We start from the raw sequence: 24,373 nt of genomic DNA, 5'->3' as shown, positions 1-24,373 counted from the left end.
TTTAATTGAATGTTTTACGGGTTCATCCCGATAGCTATCGGGACCCGCCATCAGTACAGAAATCCTCTTTGTTGAAAAACTTGGGGGATTTTTTTTTAATTCTCTTTGAATAATGAATACAAAAAAAGCCCTTTCAATTAAGAAAAGGCTTTTAGTTTTTTAGCTAAAAAATCGCTTATTGACCGTCAGTAGCGTCTTTTACAGCTTCTTCAGTATCGTCAGCAGCTTCTTCAATAGCATCACCTGCATCTTCCATAGCCTCGCCAGTTGCATCAGCAGCTTCGTCTATAGCTTCGCCAGCTTCGTCCATTGCATTTTCAGCATCAGTTTGCATTGTTTCGGCAGTTTCTTCAGCGTTTTCAGTTGTAGTTTCTCTGCAAGAGTAAACAGAAGCAACTAAAGCAAGAGCAGTAAGTGATAAGAATATTTTTTTCATTGTGATAATAAATTAGTGATTAATAGTGCGCAAAAGTAAGTAAAAATTCAATTCAAAATTTTTTTTCGGATAAATATTTCCAGTACCTCTTTGGTATATGTTTTATATGTAACTTCATATTTTTACGCGAGGCTATGTTGCTGCTTTTAAAGTAGTTGCCCCAGAGTTCCTGAAACAGCAGTTCTTCTGAGCTGAAATAGGCTAGGGCACTGGTTTCGTCGTTAATGGTGGGAGTGATATTAAGGGTGACTGTCTGCACATGTGCTAAGTTATAATAGAGCCCGTATTTTCGTTTTAAATCGTAAATAAGCCATTTTTGGTCTGCATATCTTTTTCTGAAATGATCTAAATTAAGTGGTAAAACATTAAAATCTGGTTCAATTGTCGCAAAGTACATTTCATCTTTGGTTAATCTAAATCGTATAAATGCGTCCATTCTATGTTTTTCGCGATCTACTTTTTTTGACACTTTAGAGATTTCTAAAATTTGCTGATCGGTAAAATCTTTCTCAATATTATTTTCTGAATTTAATGCACGACGTATGTAATAAAGAATGGTGTTTTCTATAGTCGTTATTTCACTTAAATAGGCCTTATACAGTTTCTTTTTGCCTTGGGCACTTATCTTTTTAGAAAGTCCTTTCCATACCCTATTTGCTTTTTCCAAATTGGTTAAAACTTCTTCTTCTGTATCAAAAAAACTGGCTTGAGCGTGCTCCCTCTTTACTATTGAAACCGTGTCTAATTTATATTCATAAACGTAAAATACTGCAGAAAGAAGCCCTTCAAAGCTACCGTCGTAAATTAAATTTGTTTTCATGCTGTTTGAAAATTTGAAGCATCAAAAAGGTTTAATTGTGAACTGAGGTCTTTCTTAAACTTACTGTTAGATTGACCAAGAATTATACTTTTAATTTGTGCCGGAGTTCTGTCTTTTGTTTCAAAAGTTCTAGAGTCGCAGGTTAAAAAATACTTTGCCCGGTTTAAAGCAGCGCCTATTAATTTGAGGTTTTCCCAATTTAACTTTCGAAACCGTCGCGCTTGAATTATTTTGTTAACAGATTTTAAACCTAAGCCCGGTACACGAAGCAGCATGCGCAATTCGGCTGTATTTACATCAACTGGAAATTGGTCTAAATTGCGTAACGCCCAACTTAATTTGGGATCGATATCTGATTCTAAATTTGGAAAATCCTTGTTTAGTAATTCGCGAACATCGAACCCATAAAACCGCAGCAACCAATCTGTTTGATAAAGTCTGTTTTCACGCAACACAGGAACCGAAGTGCCTATAGACGGTAGGCGATTGTCGTAACTAATTGGAACGTAGCCAGAATAATAAACTCTTTTGAGGTTAAAAGATTTATAAAAATATGCCGAAGTGTACATTATTTCGGCATCGCTTTCACCGCTGGCGCCTACAATCATTTGAGTGCTTTGTCCTGCTGGAGCATAGATTGGCACCTTTTTTAAAAGCTTCTTTTCATTTTTATACTGAATAATTTCGTGCTTTACCTTTTGCATCGGTTTAATGAAGTCTTTTCTATCTTTTTCAGGAGCCAATAGTTTTAATCCCTTTTCTGTGGGAATTTCAATATTAACCGAAAGTCTATCTGCATAAAGTCCAGCTTCGCGCATAAGTTCATCACTTGCGCCTGGAATTGATTTTAAGTGAATATAGCCGTAAAAATTTTCTTCTTCTCTTAGTTTTTTCGCCACAGCGATAAGGCGTTCCATGGTGTAGTCTGCATTTTTAAAAATGCCGCTACTTAAAAATAACCCTTCAATATAATTTCGGCGATAAAAATTGATTGTGAGATCTACCACTTCCTGCACTTTAAAGGCAGCGCGTTGTATATCGTTACTTTTTCGAGTTACACAATAAGCACAATCAAAAATACAATGATTGGTTAATAGAATCTTTAATAAAGACACGCATCTGCCGTCTTCAGTATAACTATGGCAAATACCCATCCCGCTGCTATTGCCTAACCCATTGTTTTTATTTTGTCTTTTGCTTCCGCTTGAGGAACAGGAAACATCGTATTTTGCAGCATCGGCAAGAATGCTTAGTTTTTCGTTTATTCTTTCAAAATTCATATAGTAATTTGGAGTATTGCCAAAACTACGGAAATATTCCAATATAATTGGATTTAGTCCACAAATAATTTAGGATATATTCCAAAAAATGTTATATTTGTGTATGGAATCAAAGTTAACTATTGAAGCCCAGCGATTTAAAAAAATCCGTGAGGAGCAAAGGCACACCCAGCAATCGTTTGCTGAACTGCTTGATATTGGTACAACAACTGCCGATATTGAAAGAGGAAAAACCAAAATAACGGGAAAAGTTGTTATGGAGCTTATGACTCTATTTAATATTAATCCGTTATGGATTTACGGAAAAAGTTTTGATAAATATATAGACACGAGCCGCGGCGATGTTAGTCCAAAAGTTTTAACTCTAGAGACCACAGGTGAAGACGCTATTATTTTGGTAAATCAAAAGGCAGCGGCTGGATACCCTAACAATATTCATGATGTTGGTTGGTATCAAACTTTGCCCGCTTTTAATATTCCCTTGCCAGAATACAGAAATGCTTCATATCGCGGCTTTCAAGTAGAAGGCGATAGCATGTTGCCAAATATTCGTCCTAATGAATGGGTTTTGGGCAGAGCCGTACCTAGTATTAACGAAGCCACGGACAGCAAAATTTATATTGTAGTTTTACGCGATTCGGTATTGGTGAAAAAACTTCAGAAAATTCCAAATAATCCTCAAGCTGTTAGGTTAATTTCTTTAAACGAAGAATATCTGCCAATAGATGTAAAAGTGAAGGATATTCAGGAACTATGGATGGTAAATAGCAAATTAACTTTTGGAATTGACGAACCTGAAGAAAGCAGTTTATTGCGTCAATTGCAACAATCAATGAATGAATTAAAAGCTCAAATGACTGATATTACCCATAAAAAAACCGACTTAAATTAGTCGGTTTTAATTTTATGGGAAAATAGATTAATTATCTACATCCACTTTTATTTTGGAGTCGCCATCTTCATCAGTTTTTATTTTTACTTCTTTGTTTTCGGTCTCCATTTTTATTTTGGTGTCGCCGTCATCATCTTTTACTTTCATGTCGGCACCGTCTTCCTGCATTTCTTGAATTAATGCGTCTTTTTCAGACATTTCCTTTTCTTGGTCTCTACAAGATGTAAAACCTACGGCAAGAAAAGTTGCGCATATTATTGTTAATGCTATCTTTTTCATAATTATTTTATTAATAGATGTGTTCTAAAATTTTAATTTATATGTCATCAGTGCCACCGGTTCCGGTGTTTTCCTGAATTTCGTTTACACCTTCCTGAATCGTGTTTTCTACAGGATCGGTGGCGTCGTCATCTGTCATATCTTGAATATCATCTTGCACGTCGTCAACAACATCTTCAACGTCGTCTGTTTTTTTATTATCACGGCAAGACACAAAAGCAGTACTAAAAGTTACTACCAATGCTAGACTTAAAATTAGTTTTTTCATAATAGTGGTTTTTGATGGTTATATATTAATCGTCGTTTCCAATGTCGTCGATTTTTTTGTCAATTTCTTCGTTAACTTCTTTGTCCACTTCTTTAGCGGCTCTTTCCAAGATACCTTCTCTATCGTTGTCAGGTACGGGTTCTACGGTTTCCACTTCTACTTCGCGAATAACTTCTTTAGTTTCCGTTGTCTTTTCTCGACACGATCCAAAGGCTACAGCGGCAATAGCAAGTGTTAAAAATAATTTTTTCATTATTAGATTGTTTTTAATTGTTTCAACAAAGCTAACTGTTTAAAATTATGAAATGTATAATTAAATATTAAATAGTGTAAAGAAAATGCTAATACGCATTCAAGAATATTGAATACTGTTCAAGAAATTAAGAAAAAAAACTACAGTGAGTTGTTTCGGATCCACGACATTATAGTATTTGTAGCTCCCGTATTTTTATTGACAAAATGACCCGCAATCATTCCGGTTTTAATTCTAAAACTTTTATTGTTAACCATTTTAGAAAGTATCTCACTAGTATCTAAAGCATTTTTAACCGCATATAAACCTGATAAATTTCGCAATCGAATGGCTTCGGGAAAATCGCGGTAGTTTTTTCCTATAATTATGGGTACGCCAAAGGTTGCCGCTTCCAAAATATTGTGAAGCCCGGTTTTACCCATCGCGCCGCCTACGTAAGCAATGTCGGCATAGTTGTATAACTTTGTCAATAAACCAATGCAATCAATAATGAGTACCTTGTACTCTGAAATACTTACTTCATCTTTATTTGAGTGAAGTAGTGTTTTTTTTACAATTTTATTAGTGAAAGCTGCTATTTTATCAGCTTCAATTTTATGCGGGGCAATAATAAATTTTACATCTTCCGGTGCCGAGTTTATATAATCTAATAATACTGCATCATCTTCGGGCCACGTGCTTCCACAGACAATGCAGAGCGAACTTCCTTTAAATTCTTCGGCAAATTTCAAGGTGTTGTCTATTTCTATTTGATGCGAAACCCTGTCAAAACGCGTGTCGCCGCTAACGGTAGTGTTATTAAAACCGATACTTTTCAAGAGCATTTCAGAATTGTTTTCTTGAAGAAAAAAATGATTAAAACTTCCGAGTGCTTTTCGCATAAATCCACCGTATCTTTTAAAAAACAGTTGATCTTTTCTGAAAACACCCGAAACCAAAAGCGTTGGAATGTTTTTCTTTTGTAATTCAAAAAGATAATTGGGCCAAAATTCATATTTCACAAAAATGGCGAGCGAAGGCTTAATTGCAGCAATAAATTTTCGCGCATTTAATGGTGTGTCCATTGGCAAATAAACTACGGCATCGGCCAACGGAGTGTTCTTTTTTATTTCGAAACCCGAAGGTGAAAAAAAGCTAACAATCAATTTATGATTTGGTTTTAACTTTTTTATGGCTTCCATAATTGGTACGCCCTGTTCAAATTCGCCTAAAGAAGCGCAATGAAACCAAATTATTGTATCGGAAATTGAAATTTTTTGTTGCAGTAATTTAAAAACATCTTTTCTGCCATTAACAAAAAGTTTCATTTTTTTACTGAATAGCGCCACGATCCGTAAACCGAATGATGCCAAATAAATCAATAAATTGTAGATTGTGTGCATAAGAAACAAAAATACCAAAATTCAAGCACCAAATTTAAAATTAGAGACGCAATACGCTAATAACAGAATAACTCAATAACTGAATAACTTCAATTCAAACAAATTTCATTTTCGTAATTTTACCGAATTCAAAAGAATGAAGTTCAATTTAAAAGATACCCGTGCGCGCGGGCATGTTATGAAAAAAATTCAAATGGTTGACCTTAAAGGTCAGTATCAAAATATAAAAGAGCAGGTAGATAGTTCCATAATGAACGTTATTGAAACTACCGCTTTTGTAAACGGTCCGGAAGTTCACGAATTTCAAAAGGAACTTGAGGAGTATTTGGATGTTAAACACGTAATTCCGTGTGCGAATGGTACTGATGCGCTTCAAATAGCAATGATGGGTCTTGGTCTAAAACCGGGAGACGAAGTTATTACTGCCGATTTTACCTTTGCTGCAACGGTAGAAGTTATCGCACTTTTGCAACTGACTCCGGTTTTGGTGGATGTTGATCCAGTGAATTTCAACATTGATGTTGAAGCGATCAAAAAAGCGATTACACCAAAAACAAAGGCCATTGTGCCCGTGCATCTTTTTGGTCTCGCAGCCAATATGGATGAAATTATGGCGATAGCCAAAGAACACAATCTTTATGTAATTGAAGACAATGCCCAAGGAATTGGTGCAGATTACACTTCAAAGGATGGGTCAAAGAAAAAAACTGGAACCATTGGTCACGTGGCTTCAACTTCATTTTTTCCTTCAAAAAACTTGGGATGTTATGGTGATGGCGGTGCTATTTTTACTAATGACGACGCTTTGGCGCATACCATTCGCGGCATTGTAAACCACGGCATGTACGTGCGTTACCACCACGATGTTGTAGGGGTAAACAGTAGGTTAGATTCTATTCAAGCCGCGGTTTTAAGGGCCAAACTGCCACTTTTAGATCAATATAATGCTGCCCGTAGAAATGCGGCTAGAAAGTACAGCGAAGCCTTCGCGGGTATTAAAAATATAATTACTCCAACAGGTTTTTGTGATAATACCCAAACTATTTGCGATGTTTGCGATTGTCACGTATTTCATCAATACACGCTAAAAATTGTTAACGCAGATCGCGATGCTTTGGTAAATCATTTAAATGAAAAAGGAATTCCGTGCGGGGTTTATTATCCTATTCCCCTACATCTTCAAAAAGCGTATGCCGATGAACGCTATAACGAAGCAGACTTTCCAGTAACCAATCAATTGGTTAATGAAGTAATTTCATTACCCATGCACACCGAATTGGATGATGAACAGATTGATTATATTACAAAAACTGTTATTGATTTTATTGAGAAATAATAATTAAATAGATACCCGCCCTCGCGGAAATAAATATGAAAAAAATATTAGTTACTGGCGGTTTGGGCTATATAGGAAGCCACACCGTTGTTGAGCTTCAAAATGCAGGTTTTAAGGTTATTATTGTAGATAATCTTTCAAACTCATCTTTGGATGTTTTAGAAGGGATTACCAATATTACCAAAACTCCACCAGCCTTTGAAAGGCTCGATCTACGGTTAAAATGGGACGTGACAGAATTCTTTAAGGAGCACAGCGACATTGCCGGAATTATTCATTTTGCTGCAAGTAAAGCCGTGGGCGAAAGTGTTGAAAATCCGCTGCTTTATTACGAAAATAACTTGAACACGCTAATATATCTGCTGCAAGAATGTAAATCGCGTGGTATAGATAATTTCATATTCAGTTCTTCCTGTACGGTTTATGGCGAACCCGATACGTTGCCTATTACTGAAACTGCTCCAGTAAAACCTGCAACTTCACCTTACGGAAATACAAAACAAATAAGCGAAGAAATTTTAAAAGATACCTGCGCTATTTCGTCGTTAAAATCAATTGCGTTGCGTTATTTCAATCCAATTGGAGCGCATGCTACTGCACAAATTGGTGAACTGCCAGCCGGTGTTCCGCAAAATTTGGTTCCTTTTATTACGCAAACTGCAGCGGGCGTTCGGCAAGAACTGTCTGTTTTCGGAGACGATTATCCAACCGAAGATGGAAGCTGCATTCGCGATTATATTCACGTGGTAGATTTGGCAAAGGCGCATGTTATTGCCTTGCAACGATTGCTTTCAAATAAAAATGAAACCCAGTTTGAGGTGTTCAATTTAGGAACGGGCAGAGGCAGTTCTGTTTTGGAAGTTGTGAATTCTTTCGAAAAAACAACGGGTGAAAAATTGAATTATAAAATTGTAGCTAGACGTCCGGGCGATGTTATTTCGGTTTATGCAGACACTGCAAAAGCGAATAAAGTTTTAGGATGGAAAGCCGAAAAAACAATGGAAGACGCTTTGGCTTCGGCTTGGAAATGGGAGAAGAAAGTACGCGAAATAAAGTAAAACTTAAAACATTTCATTATGAAAAAACTACTACCCCTTGTAATTCTTTTTGTTTTCTTCGGAAGCAGTGCGCAAGACATTTATTTGCATTGTGGAAAATTAATCGATACCAAAAACGGAAAAGTGCTTTCTGAAAAAACCATTGTTGTTTCGGGAAACAAAATTACAAGTATTGAAGATGGATATATAAATGCTAAAAGTCCCGAAGACCGAGTAATCGATTTAAAAAATAAAACGGTGTTGCCTGGATTAACAGATATGCACGTTCATATTGAAGGAGAAACCAGTCGCGATGGGTATTTAAAACCTTTTATTTTAAACGATGCCGATGTAGCTTTTAATGCTGCTGAAATTGCAAAACGAACGTTAATGGCAGGTTTCACAACCGTTCGCGATTTGGGTGGAAGTGGGGTAAATGTTTCGCTTCGCAATGCAATTAATTCGGGAAAAACAGTGGGTCCTAGAATTTATACAGCCGAAAAAGCTTTGGGCACAACTGGCGGTCACGCAGATCCTACAAACGGCCGAAAGAAAGAATTGATGGGTGATCCCGGCCCTGCTGAAGGAGTAGTGAATGGTGTAGACGACGCTGCAAAAGCGGTGCGTCAACGCTATAAAAATGGCGCAGATTGGATTAAAATTACCGCAACGGGTGGCGTTTTAAGTGTTGCAAAAAGCGGAAAAAATCCACAATTTACTGAAGCCGAAATAAAAGCAATTGTTGATACCGCTAAAGACTACGATATGCAGGTGGCAGCACACGCTCACGGCGACGAAGGTATGCAACGTGCTGTACGCGCAGGGGTAAAAACAATTGAGCACGGTACGCTAATGAGTAATGAAACAATGGAATTGATGAAAAAGCACAACGCTTTTTTGGTGCCCACTATTTCCGCAGGTAGGTTTGTTAGCGATCAAGCTAAAATTGAAAATTATTATCCTGTCATTATTGTTCCCAAAGCTTTGGAAATTGGTCCAAAAATTCAGGATATGTTTGCGAGCGCGTATAAAAAAGGAGTGCCAATAGTGTTTGGAACCGATGCTGGCGTGTTTCCACATGGGCAAAACGCAAAAGAATTTGGATATATGGTTGAAGCGGGTATGCCTGCAATGGAAGCCATTCAATCTGCAACAATCATTCCTGCAAAAATTTTGATGGCTGAAGATGAGATCGGTCAACTCGAACCAGGATTTATGGCAGATATAATTGCGGTCGACGAGGATCCAACTAAAAACATTAAAACGCTCGAAAACGTAGTATTTGTAATGAAAAACGGTGTTATTGTTAAAGAATAATCATGGTTTAACCCATGTTTAACGATTATTTTTAGGAATTGGCAACGATCCTTTGTTTCTTTGCAGCTCAACAGCACTCTGTACTTTCGCTTTTAGTTTAAAGGCTAAAGGGAGTCAAAAAAACAAGGATGAAGTTAGTTTCAGTGAAACGACAAACAAAAACAGAAAAAAGATTTACAGAAAAAATGGGAATGTTCACCACGAGTGTGATTTACATCAAAAAAACATTTTTGAGCATTCCGTTTAAAACCTTACATAAATATCGCGAAACCTATTATGGGAAAACGAAAGATTGCGAAGATTGTAGGATAAGCGCTTAATTAAATTATGATTACAGAATAAAAAACACCGAATGAATCTAGGTTCATTCGGTGTTTTTTTATGGTATAAATTGAAGCTTTTAATTTAACGAACTAACCCAAAAGCGGTCTTTCCAAGCATCGTCAGTAAATGCTATTTCAGAGTCGATATTTTCAATTTCCTGCAATTGAAACTCACTGGCAACGGCTTGAATTTCTCTGTATAAAATACGTTCTTCAAAATGAATATAACTGCTCAACTCTTCTTCTATTTTGTGCAGCACCTTGTGCAGTTCAGCTGTTTCTTCAAATAAACGGTTCAAGCGTCTGTGATTTGCTAATGCCCTTTTCACGCGTACATTATTACTTCCCAAAATAGGGAAGATTTGCTTTTCCTCTATTTCAAAATGTGCATCTAAATAATTTGCTTTAAACCAATCAATGTATTTTTTAATTCGTTTGTTTTCAACTTTGTTTCGCAGGCCTTCTCGTATCCGTTCGCAAAGTAAAATAACTTCGTTGTGTTCTTCAATAATAGGGGTTAACGCTAAATTTTTTTTCTGGGTATGCTTTTTCATCTCTAAAATACTAATTGAAAAAACAAAATTCGGCAAAATGTTTCGTATTAATTATGAGTTTAATCATACGTAAAATTTCCAGTCAATTTTAAGGTTATGAAGTTATTATTTATTAATTTTGAATCATTCTAAATAAGAAATATTAATTCAATATATATGAAAGTAGCATCATTAGTAAACGGACTTCAATATCACGAAAGCCGCCCCACCATTCAAGTTTTAATGGAAACTGAAACCAGCAAGGAAATTAGAATTGCCTTTAAAGAAGGTCACGTTATGAAAGAACACAAAACCCCTTTTCCTATTGTGGTGGAAATTTTTGAAGGAGCCATAGATTTTGGGGTAAACGGCGTGCTTCATAAATTAGTAAAGGGTGATTTAGTAGCTCTTGAAGGGGGTGTGCCGCACGATTTAAAAGCTTTGGAAACAAGCACGGTTAGATTAAGTTTAAATAAAGCCGATTCTGCAAAACGCGTGAAAGATGTGGCTAAAAATTCGTAATGTGACAACGCGATCAGGAAAACTGTGCAATACGTAAAAGTTTGATTCGTCACATTTAAATTTAGAGGAAATGTATTCAAAAAATAAAATAGATTCATTTATAAAAGAATCGCCAATTTTAAAGGAAATTATAGATTTAAGTCCTGTTATATGGCTCAACCCAAATAGGAAAATAAAATCTGAAATGCCCGCTTTTCCTATTAAAAAGAAGGACATGGATGCAGCAGCGGAATTATGGGAACGGTTTGCGCCATTTTTTGTAAATGCCTTTCCTCAAACTGCTAAAACCAACGGTATTCTCGAATCACCATTAAAAGAACTCGAAAATATGAAGGCGCTTTTAAATCAAGAAAGCGCTAAAATTCAAGGACGATTCTTTTTGAAGTGCGACAATGCATTACCGATTGCCGGTTCAATAAAAGCACGCGGCGGTTTTTTTGAAGTTTTGCACTATGCCGAAGATTTAGCGCTTAATGCAGGTATTTTGAAAAAGTCTGATAGTTATGCCGCTTTTACTACTGATAAGTTTAAACAATTTTTTAGCAAGTATAAAATTGGAGTGGGCTCCACGGGAAACTTAGGGCTGAGCATCGGGATTATTAGTGCAAAATTGGGGTTTCAAGTAACGGTTTATGTTTCCGGAGATGCTAAAAAATGGAAGAAAGATTTATTGCGTGCAAATGGAGTGGAAGTAATTGAGTTTGCTGGCGATTTCAGTGAAGCTATTCTCGCTGGAAGACAAAAAACAAATGCCGATCCGATGGCGTATTTTGTAGATGATGAAAATTCGCACGAGTTATTTTTGGGCTACACTGTGGGCGCGCTCAGATTGGCAAAACAATTGGAGGAAGCCAATATCCGGGTTGATGCTGATAATCCCTTATTTGTATATTCTCCTTGTGGCGTTGGCGGCTCCCCGGGCGGTACTGCCTTTGGATTGAAACAAATCTACGGCGATAATGTGCATTGCTTTTTTGTGGAACCCACACATTCTCCAGCGGTTTTAGTGGGTTTGGTTACTGGCGAAATGAGCAATATTAGCGTGCAAGATATCGGGATAGACAATATAACCGAAGCTGATGGTTTGGCCGTTGGACGTCCTTCCAATTTTGCTACAAATGTAAGCGGACATTTGGTGAGCGGTATTTATACCATCGAGGATGATCGTCTTTTCACACTTTTAGTAAAACTAATGGACACCGAACAAATATTTTTGGAACCTTCAGCTACAGCCGGTTTGATTGGCCCACAAACGGTTGCAACAACAGATTACGCCACAAAAAACAACCTTAATATGGAAAATGCCACCCACGTTGTGTGGGCTACTGGTGGCGATTTAGTGCCAGATTTTGAGCGGAAGGAATTTTATGAACGCGGTAAAAATGAATTTGTTTCAATTAACTAGATTCAATAGTTCTTAAAATTTAATGCTTCGAATGATACCGTTTTATTCGGAGTTTCTTTTTATGAATTGATTGACTGATGTATATTAAATTTAATAAAGAGATTCGTAACTTAATATATTTTTAAGTGTGCATAATTTATTTAACAGACACGAGTTTATATAAGTAATAAAATTGCTAATATTGCCGCATTGTTGGAGAAGGAGATTCAACAAGAAGAAGTTAATCTAATACTTAAATTCGCTATGAAAAAAATATTGTTTTTAACGTTGATGGGAATCACCCTATCAGGCTTTTCTCAGGAATCAGAAAACTTTGAGGCTGGACCTCAGGGCAGACATGAATTACGACTAGACGCTTTTGAAGCTTTGGTTTTTAAAACCATCGAAATAAATTACGAATATGTAATTAGCAAGTACTCGGGAGCGGGGGCTGCTATTAATGTTAACTTAGATGATGAATCCATAGTGGATTACGGTGAAAAATTTGCTATTACTCCTTATTACAGACAGTATTTTTTAAATAAAAAGGAGTATGGAGCACGTGGACTTTTTGTTGAAGGAAATATGCAACTTGCCGGTGGGGAAAATGAAAATTATTTCTATAATTACAATCCAGAAACAGACTCATATATAGAAGGAACCACGAAAGATAGCTGGTTTGATGCAGGTCTTGGCTTGACCATTGGTCAAAAATGGGTGAGTAACAATGGTTTCACTTTTGAAATTAGCGCAGGAGGCGGAAGGTATTTTCTAGATGATGACGCTGCTCCCGGGGGTTATTTTAGAGGCGGAATATTGGTTGGTTATAGGTTTTAAAGAATTTGAAATCGGTTAAAAAAGGCCTTCGGTAGCTACCGAAGGCTTTTTTATACATTAAATTGTCCTAAATAAATTACAGGTTTACAATTCAGCTTTTTCTGTTTCGGCAGATCTATCAATTTTTTTAACCAATCCCTGTAAAACATTTCCGGGCCCAACTTCTATAAATTTCGTGGCACCATCCTTTATCATATTCTGAACGCTCTGCGTCCATTTAACTGGAGAGGTTAATTGAAAAATTAGGTTTTCCTTTATTTCCGAAGGATTGGTAACCGCAAAAGTTGTAACGTTTTGATAAATTGGACAGGCAGGTGCTGCAAACTGTGTGGCTTCAATTGCCGCAGCCAATTCTTCGCGAGCAGGCTCCATCAACGGGCTGTGAAAAGCGCCACCCACGGGTAAAATCAAAGCTCTGCGTGCGCCAGCTTCTTTCAGACTTACACAAGCTTTTTCTACGGCATCTATAGCTCCGGAAATTACTAATTGTCCGGGGCAGTTGTAATTTGCAGCAACTACAATTCCGGTAGTATTTGCACAAATCTCTTCAACTAAATGATCTTCCAATCCTAATACTGCAGCCATAGTTGAAGGTGTTTTTTCACAGGCCTTTTGCATTGCTAGTGCGCGTTTGTAAACCAATTGCAATCCGTCTTTAAAAGCGAGTGTTTTGTTGGCTACCAGTGCAGAAATTTCACCTAAAGAATGTCCTGCAACCATGTCTGGCTGAAACTTACTGCCCATTACTTCGGCCAAAATTGTGGAATGAAGAAAAATAGCGGGCTGTGTAACTTTGGTTTCTTTTAATTCGTCGGCGGTGCCTTCAAACATAATTTTAGTAATGTTGAAACCCAAAATTTCATTGGCTTGTTGAAACAATTCTTTCGCTGTTGAAGAATTTTCATAAAGATCTTTGCCCATTCCGGTAAATTGGGCACCCTGTCCGGGAAATATATATGCTTTCATATTTGTGTTTTTCTATATTTAATCAACTTTTTTATTGTCCTTTAATTCCAGTGAATTTGCTTTTGGAATTCGCTTTTTTAGCAGGAGTATTTGCCCCAAATGACTGGATTGGTGCTCCATAACGTGAAACCAAGAAAAGTGGTTATTTACGTATGATCCTTCGGGAATTTCAGCTAACCACGCATCGTCTTTCTCTTTTAGCAATTCTAAGGTTTTTTCTCTGGCTTTTTTAAAAATATCTAGATAATATGCGGCGTCGTGACCTCTAATATGCTGTCTGCCTTCATCGCCTAATTCCATAGCAATTCTTAATTCTTCCATTTCTTTTTCCGATAAATCACTCATGCCAAAAGTTGCTTCTTGGTAATATATTTCGGTTGCAGCAAGATGCAATACCAAAGCGCCAACAGAGTTAGATTTTTCATCGAGTTGGTAATCTAATTCGGCCTGTGTCATATTGCTCACGGAGTATTCTACGCGCTCGCTAAGGTTGTTTAACATTGTTACTAGCGTTCCAATTTGCGGAGTGTATCCGTCAATTGGGCCTATGTAATTTGGGGTGATACGAATAATATTTTTACCTTCAATTTTAAGGGAATTGTTTCCTTCCGAACTTTCTTCCGAATTATTCATTGAAAAACCGTCCGTATTTTCAAAAGCTTCTTTGCTGATGCCAATCCACCATTTCGGGATTTCGTTATTTGTAACTGGTTCTTCAAAACTAGCATTGTCTATTGCCACGTCTTCCATTTTTCCGGTTTTTGGATTTTCGATAGCTAGTTTAAAATCGTCAAAATAAAAACTGCCATTTCCAAAGCAAAGTCCGCCAAAAACCAACCTTCGCGCCTTTCTATCCAGCGTTCCCTTTATAGTATAGGTTTGCCAATTGGCGTCTTTAATTGGCCTGTCCATCATATTGTCAAAAAAACCTTTCCCATTATTTTTATTATCAACCCGAGCCCAAAGTCCAGCTTGACTATTAGACTCGCTGGCCACAACCTTAACCGAGGCAGTTAATTCAAAAGCGAGGTCTTTTTTAACCTCCAAATCCAAAATTTGTGAAAACGGAACCCAATCGCGCTGCTGCTCTTGAGCGAATGCAATTGAAACGGGGAAGAGAAGGAGAACGACAATTATATTTTTGAAGAAATTCATAGCGTTTCTTTTTATTGCTGGTGGAAATGTAAAAATAGGAATAAAAAATTCCTAAAAGAAAGTGCTTAACAATTTATGAATATTTTGAAATATTAGACTGAACTTGTTGCAAATAACCGGAACCAAAAAGGTTTAAATGAACCAGTAAATAATAAAGTTGCCAAAGCGGAATGCGCTGTTTCCAACCTTTACTTAAAGGGAAAACGGCATTATAATTTGAAAAAACTTCTTCTGAAAAGCCGCCGAAAAGATTCATCATGGCAATATCCATTTCGCGTGGCGCGAAGGCCACAGCGGGATCTATTAAAACTGCTTCGCCAATTTCAGAAATTATAGAATTGCCATTCCAAAGATCGCCGTGGATCAATGATGGCGGTTCATTTGGGATTTCTTCGGAAATATTTTTAAAGAACACGTCTAATTTCTTAAAGTGAAAACCTTTGTCTGCAGCCATTTTAAATTGTGGCTCCAACCTTTGGGTGATGTAAAATTCTGAAGCAGCATTACACCAATCGTTTTGCTGCGGAAGACTACCAATATAATTATCGTGATCTAACCCGAAATTGTCGTTTGTGGTTTTATGCAATGACGCTAGATTTTCAGCAAATACTTTCCAAAAATCTTTATTTGGTTGGCCGGTGGGCATGTATTCCATCAATAAATAGGAAGAATTTTCTATGGTTCCAATGCCAAGTATTTCGGGGATTTTAAAACTTTTTGAAGATTTTAAAAGCGACAATCCCTTTGCTTCAGCAGCAAACATTCCAGGAAATTTGGAAACATTATTAATCTTTGCAACAAAATTTCCTTCGGCGCACTTTAACAAAAAAACTTGGTTAATATCACCACCAAAAAGTGGCTTTTCTTCAATTAATTGGAAGTTGTGCTTGGAAGCTATTTTTTGTAAAAGTGAAAACATTATCGGTTTGTAAATAGCCTATTTTTTCACAAGGCCAGTTTGGTCTATTTTACACCCATTCTTTGCGAACCCAAGTTTCATAAGTAAATGAAAACTTATGTCTCTCGTCTTTGTCGTGTTCAACCTCAGAAATAAGTCGCCAATCTTCTTTTGAAAATTCAGGAAAAAAAGTATCGGCATCGTTAAAAGTACCGTGAACGCGTGTCAGTTCAATTTTATCGGCAATTGGGAGGCCCATTTTGTAAATTTCGCCACCGCCAATTATAAAGGGTTGCGAATCGTTTTCGGAGATTTGAAGTGCTTCCGCCATGCTGTGAACCACAACGGCGCCAGGTTTTGCGTACGTTTTATTTCGGGTAATTACGAGGTGCGTTCTATTGGGAAGCGGTTTTGGAAACGATTCAAAAGTTTTGCGACCCATAATAATATAGTGCGAGGTCGTCATTTCTTTAAAGCGCTTAAAATCATCGGGGAGATGCCAAAGCAAACCGTTGTCTTTTCCCAGTTCGTTTTTCTCGCCAGCGGCTGCTATCATTGTTATCATTCTACGTCTGGCGGTAAAGGGTTGTTGAGCGCGTTTTTTTTTGAAGTATCCTGTGGCGTGGTGGGCAATTGCAATTCGGTATCTACTTTTTTCTGAAGTTCGGCCATGCGTTCTGCTTGGCGTGCTTTCAGCTTTTCAAGTTGACGATCTTCCCACTCTTTGTCCATAAATTTATTCATCACAAATACGTTGAAAAGATGTACAAGAAATATAAAAGTCCAGATTAAGATGGCCCATACAAACCAATTTTGAAAGAGCGTTTCATTTCCATATCCCAATACGGGATTGATAATTATAAGTAAGACCGAACCCACCAAAAATAACACGAAATGGCGCATCAAGTTTTTTTTCTGTTTTATGCGTTGGCGTGCGTACTCGTACTGCTCGCGCTGTTCGGCATCAATTCTTTCGGTTTTTTTTGATTTTGAAAACATAGTTGGTTACTTTCGTTGAGATTGAACATTTACTGATGCATTCAGTATTGTAAAAATACCTAAAATTCGCCATTCTGGCCACGCACTTATGGAAGATTTAAAAAAACACTTTCCAGCTTTACAATCCTGCACTTATTTAAACACGGCTTCAAACGGCGTAATTCCAAAACCTATTATAGATTGGCGCCGCCAGCACGACTTGGATTTAATGAACCATGCCAGCGTTTTTCGCGATAAGCACAAACTTCATATTGAAGAAATTAGGAAAACCGTTTCCCGCTTTTTTGATGCTTCGGCTGCGGAAACGGCGCTAGTTCCAAACATATCATTTGCGTTAAATACCGTTTTGGAAGGTCTTCCGAAAGGACAGAAAATTCTACTTCTTAAAAATGATTACCCGTCTGTAAATTGGCCTGTGGAAACAAGAGATTTTGAAGTTTGCTATGCAGAAATTGATGAAAATTTGGAGCAGAATATTGAAGCTGCAATTGCAAAGCACAAGCCAGATGTTTTTATGTTTAGCGTGGTGCAATGGCTAAACGGAATTAAAATTGATTTTGAATTTTTAAAGCAGCTAAAAAGCTATCATCCCAATTTGCTTCTCATAGCCGATGGCACGCAATATATGGGCGCAGAAAAATTTAGTTTTGCAGACAACGCCATCGATGTTTTGGGTGCGAGTGCTTATAAATGGCTAACTGCGGGTTATGGCAACGGATTTATTACAGTGAAGGAATCTGCTCGCGAGCGAATATTTCCGAAGACAATTGGCTTTAATTCTGCCGAACGTTTTGAGAGTTTGCCTGCAGAAACTGCTTTTATGAAGCATTTTGAACCGGGCCATCAAGACACCTTAAATTACGGAAGTTTGGAGCAGGCTATTTTATTTCAGGAAAAACTGGGAACCGAAAATATATATAAAAAAATTGCTTCCCTTTCCACAAAAGCAAGAGCCAGTTTTGCGGCAATGGGTCTTTTAAAGAATGATACATTGCTTCGCGAAAAGCACGCTTCAATTTACAATTTGAAAGGCGATAAATCGCAATATAAAAAACTGATGGAAAACAATATTATCTGCTCACTTCGAGGCGGGGGAATTCGAGTGAGTTTTCATTATTACAACACGGAAGCAGATTTAGACAAATTGCTGTATTTTTTAAAATAGTTACTCCACTACTTTTACGCCTTTCCAAAATGCAACATGGTTTTTTATAGCTTTGGCAGCGTGTTTGGGCTCTGAATAGTACCAGGCGGCATCTTTATTTACTGCGCCGTCAACTTCGAGGGTGTAGTAGGAAGCGTCGCCTTTCCACGGGCAATGTGTTTGGGTATCACTTTTTTTGAAATATTCTGGTTTTATAGCGGTTTCCGGGAAATAGTGATTGTTTTCAATTACAATAGTTTCATTGGATTCTGCAACTGTTTTGTTGTTCCAAATAGCTTTCATTTAATTTACTTTTTAAAGGTTTTTATTTTGAGGTTTTAAGCTTTTCTAAAGACATAATTTTTATAAAATTCTTGTTCATCTGTATAAGAAGAGTCAATTTCTAATCCAGATTCCGCAGCGAGCCATTGTACTATTTTATCGTCGTATTTTTGCGAAATTTCGGTGTGTATTGTTTCCCACTGGTCAAATTGCACGGTTAGTTTCAGTTTTTCTATTGTTATTTCCATTGGTTCAGTAGCTACTAAAAAGCTTTTAGCGGTACCGGTTTCGGGGTCGTAAACTTCCCAATGTTTAAATTTATCTAAGTTAAAATTACCACCGAGCTCGCGGTTAATTCTGGTAAGGATATTTTTGTTGAAGGCTGCGGTTATTCCTTCGGCATCATTGTAAGCGTTTAAAATGGTTTGTGGTTCTTTTTTCTGATCGAAACCCATAAACAGCAAATCGTCGGGGAGCATGGCATCTTTCAGTTTTGTAAGGAATTCGATTGCTTTTGGGTGTTTTAGGTTGCCGATATTACTTCCCAAAACCATAATTACTTTTTTGCGTTTATTAAAACCTTTTAATCGTTCCAAAACCTCAAAATACTCGCCCACTTCGGCATCTACAGATAGTGTAGGCATTTCTGTGGCGAGATTATTAGTGAGTAATTCAACTGCATTTTCGCTTATATCAATGGGTTTATAAACAAAATTGAAGTTGTTTTCGGTCATATATTTTAGAAGAACCTTTGTTTTCTTTCCGTCGCCTGCGCCCAGTTCAATTAAATCTAAACCATTTTCACGGTCGCGGAAAAGTTCGCCAATAGTTTTGGTGTGGGAGGAAAGAATCTCAAATTCGCAACCCGTTAAATAGTACGTTGGCATAGCCATAATTTCCTGAAAAAGCTTATCGCCTTTTTGGTCGTAAAAATATTTGGAAGAAAGATGTTTCGGAAAATCGGAAAGTCCTTGAGTAACTTCTTTTTGAAAAGTTAGGTTTTGTTGCGGTTGCGTGTTTTTATCCATAAAGTTTTTGTCGTAATTATTTAGCTAACCTTATACCGGTAAATTGCCAACGTAAGTTAGTTTGAAAAAAATTGCGATAGGTAGCACGTGTGTGTTTTGGTGAAGTAGCTACCGAGCCACCGCGAAGTACTTTTTGGTTTACCATAAATTTACCGTTGTACTCGCCAATAGCACCGGGTGCTTTTGTGTAACCCGGATAGGGTAAATATGCGCTTTCTGTCCACTCCCAGCGGCTTCCCCACTCAAAGTTTTGTTGCGCGACTTCCCATTCAAATTCGGTGGGTAAGCGACATTCTTTCCACTGTGTAAAGGCGAAAGCTTCATAATATGATATATGCGAAACCGGAGCTTCCAAGTTTAGTTTTTGAAGTCCTTTTAATGTGTATTGGTGCCATTCACCTTCAATATTGTGCCAGTACATAGGCGCCGAAATATTGTTTTGCTTTACCCAATCTAATCCTTCGGCGTGCCATAGGTTAAAATCTTTGTAGCCGTTTGCATTTATAAATTCGAGATATTTGGCATTGGTGACAAGCTTGTTTGAAATTTTATAATCTTGAAGGTAAACTTTGTGACGGCCCAATTCATTGTCGTAACAGAATTCTTCTAAATTTTTGTGACCTATTTCATAAATGCCTTCCTTTATTTCAATCCATTTTTGTTGAGCATTTTGAAGCGGATTTTCATTGAAAGAATCGTCGTATTTTGGCAACAACGGATTGTTTCCTAAAATGTATTTTATATCGGTTGTGAGTAATTCTTGGTGTTGTTTTTCGTGATGGATTCCTATTAAAAGAACTTCTTTTATTTCTGGTGAAATATCCTCTTCCGAATTGGCGGAAAGGTTTAAAAGAAAATCTCGCATTTCGTTGGTAACGTATTGTCGGTAGTCGTACACTTTTGCGACGCCGGGTCTTGAGAGGTTTCCGCGATCATTGCGAACAACGCGTTTTCCTACATTTTCATAATAACTATTAAAAACAAATGCGAAGTCTTCGTGAAAGAGTTGGTAGTTGGGTTTGTGCGGCTTTAAAATGAATTCTTCAAAAAACCAAGTGGTGTGGCCTAAGTGCCATTTTGGAGGAGAAACGTCAACTATTGGCTGTACCACATAGTCTTCAATTTCGAGCGGTTTGCAAATATTTTCGGTGTGCTGGCGGGTTTCGAGAAAGAACGAAACCAATGTGTGGGTTGCAATCATAAAAAAAAGTGTCGCAATTTTTTTTGACGACACTTTAAATATAAATATTATAATTGTTTAGCACTATTTCATTCGCGTTAAACAGTTGTTAAACTAGGTTTCTCAGTTTCTTCTCTTTCGCTTTCTTTTCCTTTTTTCGGCTTTTGTAGGCGCTTCAATTTTAAACATAATTGGTAGCGAATACAATACGCCAACAGGTTCTCCTTTTTGTTTTCCGGGAATCATTTGCGGTAGACTGCTCACCACGCGAACGGCTTCGTTTTCAATTTCGGGATTTAGTGCACGGGCGCGTACATTGACTACTTTTCCTTCTTTGTCAATTTTAAACTGAACTGAAACTCTGTAAACGTTGGGCGGAAGATCTAGCGCCTCTATTTTTTTCATATTGAAATGTGCGCCGACAAATTCAGAAATTTTGGTGGACATGCATTTCTTCAATTCCACGTTTGTGTTGTCTTCGCAATCGGGATAGATAGGAACTTTTTCAATAACTGCAAAGGGCACATCGGCATCGGTCATTTCAGAATCTGATACTTCTGTTACGGTTTCGCTTTGCGCGAAAGAGAGCGTAGAAGTGGCGAAAATTGCAAAAAACAATAATTTTTTAAGCATCTTATTTTCCAGTTTTAAATGTAAACGGCACCGTAAATTTAATTGCACGCGGTTTGCCGCCCATCATTCCCGGTTTTGCCATTTTGGGAATTGCCAAAATATTGCGTTTGGCTTCTTCCTGTAATTCTTTAGAACCTCCAGAAACATTTTTAACTTCTACAAGTCCTTTTTCATTTATAACAAAGTCAACAATAACGCGTCCTTCTTCGTTCTTTTTGTAAGCAGCCGGTGGATATTTAAAGTTTTTTGCAATGTGGGCGTACAACTTGGTGTTAAAACAGTCGTCGCGTTGGGTAGCAGAGCCATTTTCGCAACCGGGCCATACGGGGCTTAATTCTTTTAGAGTAATATTGTTTTTACTTACATTCCCCCATTCCTGTTGGGCAAAAATGGTTGTGGAAAATAAAATGCACATTGCAATTAGTAGGTTTTTCATAAAGAAAGGGATTTTAAATTATTAATTAAATAGCAACTACACCTTTAATATGTGGGTGTGGGTTGTAGTCTACAAGTGTAAAGTCATCAAAAGTGAAGCCAAATATATCTTTTACATTTGGATTGAGCAACATTTTTGGTAGCGGTCTCAAATCGCGAGACAATTGAAGTTCAACCTGTTCAAAGTGGTTGCTGTAAATATGGGCATCGCCAAAGGTGTGCACAAAATCGCCAGCCTCGTATCCGCAAACCTGTGCCATCATCATAGTTAGTAGTGCATACGATGCAATATTGAAGGGTACGCCGAGAAAAATATCGGCACTTCGTTGGTATAATTGGCAGGATAATTTACCATCGGCAACATAAAACTGAAAAAAAGCGTGGCAGGGCGGAAGTGCGGCTTTGCCATTGGCAACATTTTCGGAAAATGGTTTTGAAGTATCTGGCAACACACTTGGATTCCATGCGCTCACAAGCATTCGTCTGCTGTCTGGATTAGTTTTAAGGGTTTTTATAATATCGGAAATTTGATCAATTTCCTCGCTATTCCAGTTGCGCCATTGGTGACCGTAAACGGGACCGAGGTCGCCATTTTCATCTGCCCATTCGTTCCAAATACGCACGCCGTTTTCTTGAAGATATTTAATATTTGTATCGCCGTTTAAAAACCACAAAAGTTCATAGATTATAGACTTTAAATGAAGTTTTTTTGTAGTAATCATCGGGAAACCTTCGTTGAGGTTAAAACGCATTTGGTAGCCAAAAACGCTTTTGGTGCCAGTACCAGTACGGTCTTGCTTAACAGAGCCGGTTTCCATTACGTGCTTTAAAAGGTCGTGATATTGTTTCATAATATAATCCTGCGCAGGCGGGAAAATTTTTGTGTGTGGAACATTTCTTTAGAAAACGAAAATAAAAAATAAAGCGGTATTTTGTTAGCGAACCATTTGTTGGATATTAAAAGTTACTAACAAGAGCCAGCTTGTGGTGCTGCGAAAGCTATTATTTGTTATCCAATTATCATTCCGGCAATAGTTGCCGAAATAAGGGAAGCAATCGTTCCGCCTAACAGTGCTTTCATCCCAAATTTTGAAAGTGTTTTACGTTGGCCAGGCGCTAAGGATCCAATACCGCCAATTTGAATTCCGATGGAAGCAAAATTTGCAAAACCGCAAAGCATATAGGTGGCCATAATAATGCTTTTTTCATAATTAAGATGAAGTGTATTCGATATGTTTTTTAGTTCGGCCAGCTGTATGTAACCTACAAATTCGCTCGCGGCGAGTTTAATTCCCAGCAATTGCCCCATCATTAGCATATCTTCTTTTGCGACGCCAATTAGCCACATTAGTGGAGCAAAAACAGTTCCTAAAATTGCTTCTAAAGAAAGACTGTTGTAGTCTGATTTTGAAGCTACCCATTCGTTTATTGAGGTAACCTCACCTATATATCCAAGTATGCCGTTGAGCATTGCTATAAATGCCACAAATACCAACAGCATGGCTCCTACGTTTACGGCTAATTTTAAACCTTCGGTGGTTCCATTGGCAATTGCATCTAAAAAGTTGGACCCTATTTTTTCTGAAGAAACTTTTACGTTTGTATTAATAGGTTCCGTTTGTGGGTATAATATTTTTGAAATTACAATTGCGCCGGGTGCTGCCATTACCGAAGCTGCCAATAAATGTTTTGCAAATGTTAATCGTAATGCGGGGTCGTCACCACCCAAAAAGCCAATATATGCTGCCAGAACGGCGCCGGCTACTGTGGCCATTCCGCCAATCATTACAAGTAGCATTTCAGACTTGTTCATTTTTTCTAAATAGGCTTTAATGAGCAATGGAGCTTCAGTTTGACCTAAAAAGATATTCCCTGCTACGCTCAAACTTTCGGCACCCGAAATATTTAAAAGCTTGGTGAGCAACCAGCCCATTGCTTTTACTATTATTTGAATTATTCCGAGGTAAAAAAGAACGGAAGTAAGTGCGGAGAAAAAGATAATTGTTGGTAGCACTTGAAAGGCAAATATAAATCCGTATGAATTTATATCGAGCATCCCACCGAGTAGAAATTCGCTACCGGCTTTTGTGTAATTTAACACGTTAACAAATAATTGACCCACGCCTTCAAAGATGCTTTTAATAAATGCTACTTTTAAAACGCCAATAGCAATTAACAATTGAAAGGCGAGACCTATACCTACGGTTTTCCAATTTATAGCTTTTCTATTAGAGCTGAAAATAACGGCAATGATTAAAAGTGAAATCATTCCTAAAACCCCGCGCCATAAACTCTGCATGGAAAAACCCTGACTTGGGATAATTTCGGATGTGTTGGCAACTGTAGCAAGTGCTGAAACACTTTTGGTGCTTGGAGTTTTAAGTTGGTATTTAAAGTTTCTTTCGGAGAGTGAAAGGGTACTATCGGTTAGTTGTTCAACGCGAAAACGTCTAATGCTATCGGGCGGATTGTTAAAAAAAAGGACCAAAAGATTATTCTGAAATAAATAATCGCCTTTGGCCAATAAACTATCATTGGCAAATTGATATTCAAAAGTTCCGTTTTCTAATTTTAGAAAGTCTGAATTGGAATTAATATTGACAATTGCGAGGCCATTTTCATCTTTAATTTCTGAAAACTTCCAAGTTTTTTCAATGCTTTGAGCAAAGGTATTTCCGAAGAAAAAAAGCGCAATGGCTAGAAGTATAAATTTCTGCATATTCTTATAAATTCCAGGTATGGCATTACAATTTT

Annotated in this window: 29 protein-coding genes; 9 read left to right on the top strand and 20 right to left on the bottom strand. The window is 37.5% G+C overall.

The features are described 5' to 3' along the window. Window positions 1-175: 175 nt before the first annotated feature. From K8089_RS10830 to K8089_RS10820, 3 genes are read right to left on the bottom strand one after another with little or no spacing between them, the layout of a single operon-like run. Complete coding sequence (locus K8089_RS10830) at window positions 176-436, bottom strand: hypothetical protein (RefSeq protein ID WP_237603304.1); 261 nt, start codon at window positions 434-436, stop codon at window positions 176-178. Between the two features lie 52 nt (window positions 437-488). Then, window positions 489-1,256, bottom strand: coding sequence for a TIGR03915 family putative DNA repair protein (locus tag K8089_RS10825; protein WP_237603303.1), 768 nt, complete (start codon window positions 1,254-1,256; stop codon window positions 489-491). After that, window positions 1,253-2,536 (bottom strand): putative DNA modification/repair radical SAM protein, encoded by a 1,284-nt coding sequence (locus tag K8089_RS10820; protein WP_237603302.1) that lies wholly within the window; start codon window positions 2,534-2,536, stop codon window positions 1,253-1,255. Before K8089_RS10820 ends, K8089_RS10825 begins: the two co-directional genes overlap by 4 nt. A 103-nt stretch (window positions 2,537-2,639) precedes the next feature. Between K8089_RS10820 and K8089_RS10815 the strand changes: the two genes are divergently transcribed. After that, window positions 2,640-3,428, top strand: a complete 789-nt coding sequence (locus tag K8089_RS10815) for a LexA family transcriptional regulator (protein WP_237603301.1) — start codon at window positions 2,640-2,642, stop codon at window positions 3,426-3,428. A gap of 27 nt (window positions 3,429-3,455) precedes the next feature. Here K8089_RS10815 and K8089_RS10810 read toward each other — a convergent pair whose 3' ends face one another. The 4 genes from K8089_RS10810 to K8089_RS10795 all read right to left on the bottom strand — a co-directional run bounded on the left by K8089_RS10810 (window position 3,456) and on the right by K8089_RS10795 (window position 5,535). After that, the gene (locus K8089_RS10810; RefSeq protein WP_237603300.1) at window positions 3,456-3,707 is read right to left on the bottom strand and encodes a hypothetical protein; all 252 of its coding nucleotides are present in this window, start codon (window positions 3,705-3,707) and stop codon (window positions 3,456-3,458) included. A gap of 37 nt (window positions 3,708-3,744) precedes the next feature. Continuing rightward, window positions 3,745-3,975 (bottom strand): hypothetical protein, encoded by a 231-nt coding sequence (locus K8089_RS10805; protein WP_237603299.1) that lies wholly within the window; start codon window positions 3,973-3,975, stop codon window positions 3,745-3,747. A 25-nt stretch (window positions 3,976-4,000) separates the two neighbouring features. Next, window positions 4,001-4,228 (bottom strand): hypothetical protein, encoded by a 228-nt coding sequence (locus K8089_RS10800; protein ID WP_237603298.1) that lies wholly within the window; start codon window positions 4,226-4,228, stop codon window positions 4,001-4,003. 140 nt (window positions 4,229-4,368) lie between these two features. After that, the gene (locus K8089_RS10795; protein ID WP_338149249.1) at window positions 4,369-5,535 is read right to left on the bottom strand and encodes a 3-deoxy-D-manno-octulosonic acid transferase; all 1,167 of its coding nucleotides are present in this window, start codon (window positions 5,533-5,535) and stop codon (window positions 4,369-4,371) included. A 253-nt stretch (window positions 5,536-5,788) separates the two neighbouring features. Here K8089_RS10795 and K8089_RS10790 point away from each other — a divergent pair, with 253 nt between their 5' ends. The 4 genes from K8089_RS10790 (at window position 5,789) to K8089_RS10775 (ending at window position 9,620) form a co-directional block, all read left to right on the top strand. Further along, window positions 5,789-6,946 carry a DegT/DnrJ/EryC1/StrS family aminotransferase gene (locus K8089_RS10790; RefSeq protein WP_237603308.1) on the top strand — a complete coding sequence of 386 codons (1,158 nt, stop codon included), beginning with the start codon at window positions 5,789-5,791 and terminating at the stop codon, window positions 6,944-6,946. Between the two features lie 35 nt (window positions 6,947-6,981). Continuing rightward, window positions 6,982-8,004, top strand: coding sequence for a UDP-glucose 4-epimerase GalE (gene galE, locus K8089_RS10785; protein WP_237603296.1), 1,023 nt, complete (start codon window positions 6,982-6,984; stop codon window positions 8,002-8,004). 18 nt (window positions 8,005-8,022) lie between these two features. Next, on the top strand, window positions 8,023-9,300 hold the full coding sequence (locus tag K8089_RS10780; protein WP_237603295.1) for a metal-dependent hydrolase family protein: 1,278 nt from the start codon (window positions 8,023-8,025) through the stop codon (window positions 9,298-9,300). A gap of 128 nt (window positions 9,301-9,428) precedes the next feature. After that, window positions 9,429-9,620 (top strand): hypothetical protein, encoded by a 192-nt coding sequence (locus K8089_RS10775; protein WP_237603294.1) that lies wholly within the window; start codon window positions 9,429-9,431, stop codon window positions 9,618-9,620. 80 nt (window positions 9,621-9,700) lie between these two features. Here K8089_RS10775 and K8089_RS10770 read toward each other — a convergent pair whose 3' ends face one another. After that, window positions 9,701-10,177, bottom strand: coding sequence for a hemerythrin domain-containing protein (locus tag K8089_RS10770; RefSeq protein ID WP_237603293.1), 477 nt, complete (start codon window positions 10,175-10,177; stop codon window positions 9,701-9,703). 156 nt (window positions 10,178-10,333) lie between these two features. Between K8089_RS10770 and K8089_RS10765 the strand changes: the two genes are divergently transcribed. The 3 genes from K8089_RS10765 to K8089_RS10755 all read left to right on the top strand — a co-directional run bounded on the left by K8089_RS10765 (window position 10,334) and on the right by K8089_RS10755 (window position 12,899). Further along, window positions 10,334-10,678, top strand: a complete 345-nt coding sequence (locus K8089_RS10765) for a cupin domain-containing protein (RefSeq protein ID WP_237603292.1) — start codon at window positions 10,334-10,336, stop codon at window positions 10,676-10,678. Between the two features lie 70 nt (window positions 10,679-10,748). Next, window positions 10,749-12,083 carry a D-serine ammonia-lyase gene (locus K8089_RS10760; RefSeq protein ID WP_237603291.1) on the top strand — a complete coding sequence of 445 codons (1,335 nt, stop codon included), beginning with the start codon at window positions 10,749-10,751 and terminating at the stop codon, window positions 12,081-12,083. 243 nt (window positions 12,084-12,326) lie between these two features. Further along, on the top strand, window positions 12,327-12,899 hold the full coding sequence (locus K8089_RS10755) for a hypothetical protein (protein ID WP_237603290.1): 573 nt from the start codon (window positions 12,327-12,329) through the stop codon (window positions 12,897-12,899). Between the two features lie 84 nt (window positions 12,900-12,983). On the opposite strand, the gene fabD is transcribed toward K8089_RS10755, so the two are convergent. The 5 genes from fabD to K8089_RS10730 form a co-directional block, all read right to left on the bottom strand. Beyond that, window positions 12,984-13,865 carry an ACP S-malonyltransferase gene (gene fabD / locus K8089_RS10750; RefSeq protein WP_237603289.1) on the bottom strand — a complete coding sequence of 294 codons (882 nt, stop codon included), beginning with the start codon at window positions 13,863-13,865 and terminating at the stop codon, window positions 12,984-12,986. An 18-nt stretch (window positions 13,866-13,883) separates the two neighbouring features. Next, on the bottom strand, window positions 13,884-15,020 hold the full coding sequence (locus K8089_RS10745) for a DinB family protein (RefSeq protein ID WP_237603288.1): 1,137 nt from the start codon (window positions 15,018-15,020) through the stop codon (window positions 13,884-13,886). A 73-nt stretch (window positions 15,021-15,093) separates the two neighbouring features. Continuing rightward, window positions 15,094-15,939 (bottom strand): fructosamine kinase family protein, encoded by an 846-nt coding sequence (locus tag K8089_RS10740; RefSeq protein WP_237603287.1) that lies wholly within the window; start codon window positions 15,937-15,939, stop codon window positions 15,094-15,096. A gap of 49 nt (window positions 15,940-15,988) precedes the next feature. Further along, a complete protein-coding gene (locus tag K8089_RS10735) occupies window positions 15,989-16,483 on the bottom strand; it encodes a dihydrofolate reductase (protein WP_237603286.1) in 495 nt (164 codons plus the stop codon). Next, the gene (locus tag K8089_RS10730; RefSeq protein WP_237603285.1) at window positions 16,480-16,917 is read right to left on the bottom strand and encodes a 2TM domain-containing protein; all 438 of its coding nucleotides are present in this window, start codon (window positions 16,915-16,917) and stop codon (window positions 16,480-16,482) included. Before K8089_RS10730 ends, K8089_RS10735 begins: the two co-directional genes overlap by 4 nt. 88 nt (window positions 16,918-17,005) lie before the next feature. On the opposite strand from K8089_RS10730, the gene K8089_RS10725 reads away from it, so the two are divergent. Next, window positions 17,006-18,082 (top strand): aminotransferase class V-fold PLP-dependent enzyme, encoded by a 1,077-nt coding sequence (locus tag K8089_RS10725; protein ID WP_237603284.1) that lies wholly within the window; start codon window positions 17,006-17,008, stop codon window positions 18,080-18,082. On the opposite strand, the gene K8089_RS10720 is transcribed toward K8089_RS10725, so the two are convergent. From K8089_RS10720 to K8089_RS10690, 7 genes are all read right to left on the bottom strand, one after another. Further along, entirely contained in the window at window positions 18,083-18,364 is a 282-nt protein-coding gene (locus K8089_RS10720) for a DUF427 domain-containing protein (protein WP_237603283.1), read from the bottom strand. A 35-nt stretch (window positions 18,365-18,399) separates the two neighbouring features. Further along, window positions 18,400-19,371 (bottom strand): L-histidine N(alpha)-methyltransferase, encoded by a 972-nt coding sequence (locus K8089_RS10715; RefSeq protein ID WP_237603282.1) that lies wholly within the window; start codon window positions 19,369-19,371, stop codon window positions 18,400-18,402. Between the two features lie 16 nt (window positions 19,372-19,387). Then, the gene (gene egtB / locus K8089_RS10710; protein WP_237603281.1) at window positions 19,388-20,572 is read right to left on the bottom strand and encodes an ergothioneine biosynthesis protein EgtB; all 1,185 of its coding nucleotides are present in this window, start codon (window positions 20,570-20,572) and stop codon (window positions 19,388-19,390) included. 102 nt (window positions 20,573-20,674) lie between these two features. Continuing rightward, on the bottom strand, window positions 20,675-21,184 hold the full coding sequence (locus K8089_RS10705) for an energy transducer TonB (RefSeq protein ID WP_237603280.1): 510 nt from the start codon (window positions 21,182-21,184) through the stop codon (window positions 20,675-20,677). A 1-nt stretch (window position 21,185) separates the two neighbouring features. Continuing rightward, a complete protein-coding gene (locus K8089_RS10700; protein ID WP_237603279.1) occupies window positions 21,186-21,620 on the bottom strand; it encodes an energy transducer TonB in 435 nt (144 codons plus the stop codon). Window positions 21,621-21,645: 25 nt separating this feature from the next. Then, complete coding sequence (locus K8089_RS10695) at window positions 21,646-22,470, bottom strand: thymidylate synthase (protein WP_237603278.1); 825 nt, start codon at window positions 22,468-22,470, stop codon at window positions 21,646-21,648. 158 nt (window positions 22,471-22,628) lie between these two features. Next, complete coding sequence (locus K8089_RS10690) at window positions 22,629-24,338, bottom strand: NupC/NupG family nucleoside CNT transporter (RefSeq protein ID WP_237603307.1); 1,710 nt, start codon at window positions 24,336-24,338, stop codon at window positions 22,629-22,631. Window positions 24,339-24,373 lie beyond the last annotated feature (35 nt).

The organism is Aequorivita vitellina, from assembly GCF_022008365.1.
Taxonomy (GTDB): domain Bacteria; phylum Bacteroidota; class Bacteroidia; order Flavobacteriales; family Flavobacteriaceae; genus Aequorivita; species Aequorivita vitellina.
Note: the sequence above shows the minus strand (reverse complement) of the source record. Positions and strands in the feature narration are given on the sequence as shown.